This is a genomic window from Lentzea aerocolonigenes (genome assembly GCF_000974445.1).
In the GTDB taxonomy this organism is placed as follows: domain Bacteria; phylum Actinomycetota; class Actinomycetes; order Mycobacteriales; family Pseudonocardiaceae; genus Lentzea; species Lentzea aerocolonigenes.
On record NZ_BBOJ01000055.1, the window covers coordinates 1 to 2,169 of the forward strand.

A 2,169-nucleotide genomic window follows, 5' to 3' on the forward strand; every position below is an offset into this window, starting at 1 on the left:
GTGCGCCACGAGGCGCTTGATGTTCGAGTGAGGGTGAGAGGCCCTTGCCGTCTGGTCGTCGCAGCGGCTGGGTGAAGCTGGGAGCAGTCTGACCTGGGGAACGCCGGGGAGGGCGGGAAGCAGCTCTGACAACGCCGGGACGTGCCAGCACTGCCAGATGGTGCGGGTCCGGCTAGCGAGGCCCGAGGGTGCAGCGTGAGCGAACCAGTGGTTGACGCCCCGTAAGAGTGGAACCGGCTCCAATCTGGCGGATATGGGCCGGGGTGCAGTGCGCGGCTGTTGTTTCGTGAAACAGCCGACTCCATGGCCGTTTCTCATGGTCGGCGTGGAGGCCTCGCTGAAGGTCTGCGGCGTAGGCGTGGCGATGCTGCCGGGGTAGAGCTGGGTGCCTGCCGGGCTGATCGAACATCGAGTGAACGTGGGAACCATCCGTGGCCGCCCCGGCTTCAGGTATCCAGCCTGGAGGCTGGGGCAGGCTCGTTGCCGGCTGAGGGTCACCGGATGGGGCGGAGGTTCCGTAGTAGTCCGAGCACGCGAGAGGCGTGCACATGGCGAAGGGGACCAGTGATTCTGCAATCGGAGGATGCTGGAATGCCGGGAGGGCGCGGGTGAATACCCGTGAACCGGACGAGCTGACCCTGTTGAGGGCGGAGCGCCGGGTACTGGAGATCCAGGCCAAGTTGCACCGTTGGGCGGCCGAGGAACCTGGTCGCCGGTTCGATGATCTGTTCAATCTCGTGGTCGATCCCGCGTTCGTGCTGGTGGCGTGGGAAAGGGTGCGCGGCAACAAAGGCGCACGCACCGCTGGTGCGGACGGAGTGACCGTCGCCTGCATCCGTGACGGTCAGGGAGTCGAGGTGTTCCTCGACGCGCTGCGGTCGCAGGTGAAGGGCGGCGGTTTCCGTCCGGTTGCGGTGCGGGAGCGGATGATTCCCAAGCCCGGTGGCAGGTTGCGCCGGTTGGGCATCCCGACCGTGGCGGACCGGGTGGTGCAGGCGTCGTTGAAGCTGGTGCTGGAGCCCATCTTCGAGGCGGGTTTTCAGCCGTGCTCGTATGGGTTCCGGCCGAATCGTCGGGTGCAGGACGCGGTCGCGGAGACCCGGTACTTGGCTTCGCGCTCGTATGAGTGGGTGGTCGAGGGCGATATCGAGGCGTGTTTCGACACGATCGATCACGCGGCCTTGATGGACCGGGTGCGGGTTCGTGTTGGCGACAAGCGGGTTCTGGCTTTGGTGAAGGCGTTTCTCAAGGCTGGGATCCTGAGCCAGGACGGCGCGGTGCGTGACACCTGTGCCGGTACTCCGCAAGGAGGCATTCTGTCTCCGTTGCTGGCCAACATCGCTTTGTCGGTTCTGGACGACTACGTCGCCCAGGCCGCGGGCGGCCCGGCCACGCCGGGATGGCAGCGCACCATACGCCGACGCCGGGGCCAGGCCAACTACCGCTTGGTGCGGTACGCGGACGATTTCCTGGTGCTGGTGTCGGGCAGCCGTGAGCACGCTGAACAGTTGCGTGAGGTGGTGGCGGAGGTGCTGGCGCCGATGGGGTTATGCCTGTCGGCGTCCAAGACGATGATCACCCATATCGACGAGGGCTTCGATTTTCTGGGGTGGCGTATCCAGCGTCATCGGCAGAAGGGCAGCGATCGGCGCTACATCTACACCTATCCGTCCCGGCAATCGCTCAAGGCGATCATGGGCAAGGTGAAGAAGTTGTGTCGACAGGACATCAACCGGCCGCTTCCGGTCTTGCTGAGTCGGCTCAACCCGGCTCTGCGGGGTTGGTGCGCCTACTTCCAGCCGGGGGTGTCGAGTTCGACCTTCCACTGGCTGAGTCATCTCACCTGGCGGCAGGTCATTGGATGGATCCGACGCAAACACCGCCGGATCACGTGGAAGCAGCTCCGCCGACGTTATTGCGGCGGCGGATGGTGGCCGATCACAGCGCGGGGACGGCTGTTCGAACCGGGCCGGGTGTCCACTACTCGCTACCGGTATCGAGGAGCCCGTATTCCTACGCCCTGGGCGGCCATCGGATGAGGCGACCCGATCGTCCACACGGGAATCATGGAGAGCCCGGTGCTCAGTAATGGGCACGCCGGGTTCGGGAGGCGGCTCGGAGAAACCCACCAGCAGCAATGCTGACAGGGCGCTCCGAGTCGACCTCACC

1 protein-coding gene is annotated in these 2,169 nt (G+C 65.4%); it reads left to right on the forward strand.

Features of this window, described 5'->3' with window-relative positions; all coding sequences use genetic code 11:
- Positions 1–608: 608 nt before the first annotated feature.
- Positions 609–2,039, forward strand: coding sequence for a group II intron reverse transcriptase/maturase (gene ltrA, locus AOM45_RS48785; protein WP_030474307.1), 1,431 nt, complete (start codon positions 609–611; stop codon positions 2,037–2,039).
- The last annotated feature ends 130 nt before the right edge of the window (positions 2,040–2,169 follow it).